The sequence below is a fragment of the Fusicatenibacter saccharivorans genome (assembly GCF_015557635.1).
GTDB lineage: Bacteria > Bacillota > Clostridia > Lachnospirales > Lachnospiraceae > Fusicatenibacter > Fusicatenibacter saccharivorans.
In genome coordinates, this window is the sequence record NZ_JADNOP010000032.1 from 1,992 (window position 1) to 4,988 (window position 2,997).

Annotated in this window: 1 rRNA gene; it reads left to right on the plus strand. The window is 52.1% G+C overall.

Annotation, left to right across the window (positions count from 1 at the left end):
• Positions 1 to 215: 215 nt before the first annotated feature.
• Positions 216 to 2,997: ribosomal RNA gene (locus I2G42_RS15975) — 23S ribosomal RNA — on the plus strand; the annotation flags it as partial.

Here is a 2,997-nt window from a genome sequence, read left to right on the forward strand (position 1 = left end):
AGTCCGCAAGATGTACCTTGAAAACCGCATATACAATCTATATTGAAAACGTTAAAACGTTAGAGATAGGAAAAGACATCCGAGGCATCATGTGTGAGAGCATGTGATGTTATCAAACCAGAGAGATAATCGAAAGATTATTGAATCAATTGCTTTTAAAGCAGAGAACACAAAAGCCTGTCATCAACGCTATGATGGCAGCGGACCAAGAATACAGGTCAAGCATTAAGAGCGCAGGGTGGATGCCTTGGCACTGAGAGCCGATGAAGGACGTGATAAGCTGCGAAAAGCTTCGGGGAGGAGCAAATATCCATTGATCCGGAGATATCCGAATGGGGAAACCCACTTGAGCAAACCTCAAGTATCCATACGCCAATCCATAACGTATGGAAGGGAACCGGGGGAACTGAAACATCTAAGTACCCCGAGGAGAAGAAAGAAACCTCGATTTCCAAAGTAGCGGCGAGCGAAATGGAAAGAGCCCAAACCGTGGTGCGTGCACCGCGGGGTTGTGGACTGCATAAGGTACTCGAATCAATAGCCGAACAGTTTTGGGAAATCTGATCAGAGAGGGTGAAAATCCCGTAGGCGAAATTGATGAGAGGCTGGCAGGATCCAGAGTACCACGAGACACGGGAAACCTTGTGGGAAGCAGGAGGGACCACCCTCCAAGGCTAAATACTCCTCAGTGACCGATAGCGCATAGTACTGTGAAGGAAAGGTGAAAAGGACCCCGGGAGGGGAGTGAAAGAGAACCTGAAACCCTGTGTTTACAAGCTGTGGAAGTGCCTTATGTGCACAACCGCGTACTTTTTGTAGAACGGTCCGGCGAGTTACGTTTACTGGCAAGGTTAAGCACTCAAGGTGCGGAGCCGAAGGGAAACCAAGTCTTAAGAGGGCGCAAAGTCAGTAAGAGTAGACCCGAAACCGGGTGATCTACCCATGTCCAGGCTGAAGCTGCCGTAAGAGGTAGTGGAGGGCCGAACGCACATCCGTTGAAAAGGGTGGCGATGAGGTGTGGGTAGGGGAGAAATTCCAATCGAACCCGGAGATAGCTGGTTCTCCTCGAAATAGCTTTAGGGCTAGCCTCGATGGAGTCTTACGGAGGTAGAGCACTGAATTTCTAAGGGGGCGTCAAAGCTTACCAAGGGATATCAAACTCCGAATGCCGTAAAGATGCTCATCGGGAGTCAGACTGCACGAGATAAGTTGGGCAGTCAAAAGGGAAAGAGCCCAGACCTGCTGCTAAGGTCCCAAAGTACGTGTTAAGTGGAAAAGGATGTGGGATTTCGAAGACAACTAGGATGTTGGCTCAGAAGCAGCCACACATTCAAAGAGTGCGTAATAGCTCACTAGTCGAGAGGTCCTGCGCCGAAAATGTCCGGGGCTGAAACACGACACCGAAGCACAGGATACCGCAAGGTATGGTAGAGGAGCATTGCTGGCGCAACGAAGCAGTACCGGAAGGAGCTGTGGAGTGCCAGGAAGAGAGAATGCCGGAATGAGTAGCGAGAGAGAGGTGGGAATCCTCTCGGCCGAATATCCAAGGTTTCCAGGGTAAAGCTGATCTGCCCTGGGTAAGTCGGGGCCTAAGGAGAGGCAGAAATGCGTATCCGATGGACAGCAGGTTGAGATTCCTGCACTATCTTAAAACAGAACTGTGGGGACATTTGTGGAGAGCACAGGCGCGGAACGGAAAGCCGCGTGCAAGCGAAGGAGGAGTCACATAGGAAAAACCGTGTGGCAATCCAAAGGCGTGATGCGGACCGAACTAGAGTAGGGAAGTGTGTGAGCCATGAATCAAGAAAAGCCGCTATTGTTTTTAAGATACCCGTACCGTAAACCGACACAGGTGGATGAGGAGAGAATCCTAAGGCCGGCGGAAGAAGCATTGTTAAGGAACTCGGCAAAATGACCCCGTAACTTCGGGAGAAGGGGTGCCAACGAGAGTTGGCCGCAGAGAATAGGCTCAAGCAACTGTTTAGCAAAAACACAGGTCTATGCAAAACCGTAAGGTGAGGTATATGGGCTGACGCCTGCCCGGTGCTGGAAGGTTAAGAGGAGAGGTTAGCGCAAGCGAAGCTTTGAATTTAAGCCCCAGTAAACGGCGGCCGTAACTATAACGGTCCTAAGGTAGCGAAATTCCTTGTCGGGTAAGTTCCGACCCGCACGAAAGGCGTAATGATTTGAGCGCTGTCTCGACAATGCATCCGGTGAAATTGAAGTACCAGTGAAGATGCTGGTTACCCGCGCCAGGACGGAAAGACCCCATGGAGCTTTACTCCAGTTTGGTACTGGGGTCCGGCAGTGCATGTACAGGATAGGTGGGAGGCTGTGAACCTGGAACGCCAGTTTCAGGGGAGCCATTGTTGGGATACCACCCTTGTGCTGCTGGGCTTCTAACCAGCGGCCTTTATCAGGCCGGGGGACAATGCCAGACGGGGAGTTTGACTGGGGCGGTCGCCTCCGAAAGGGTATCGGAGGCGCTCAAAGGTTCCCTCAGAATGGTCGGAAACCATTCGAAGAGTGCAAAGGCAGAAGGGAGCTTGACTGCGACACCGACGGGTGGAGCAGGTACGAAAGTAGGACTTAGTGATCCGGTGGTATTAAGTGGGAATGCCATCGCTCAACGGATAAAAGCTACCCTGGGGATAACAGGCTTATCACTCCCAAGAGTTCACATCGACGGAGTGGTTTGGCACCTCGATGTCGGCTCATCGCATCCTGGGGCTGTAGTAGGTCCCAAGGGTTGGGCTGTTCGCCCATTAAAGCGGTACGCGAGCTGGGTTCAGAACGTCGTGAGACAGTTCGGTCCCTATCCGGCGTGGGCGTAGGATATTTGAGAGGAGCTGTCCTTAGTACGAGAGGACCGGGATGGACTGACCTCTGGTGTACCGGTTGAACCGCCAGGTTCACGGCCGGGTAGCCAAGTCGGGAAGGGATAAACGCTGAAGGCATCTAAGCGTGAAGCCCCCCTCAAGATGAGATATCCCATTC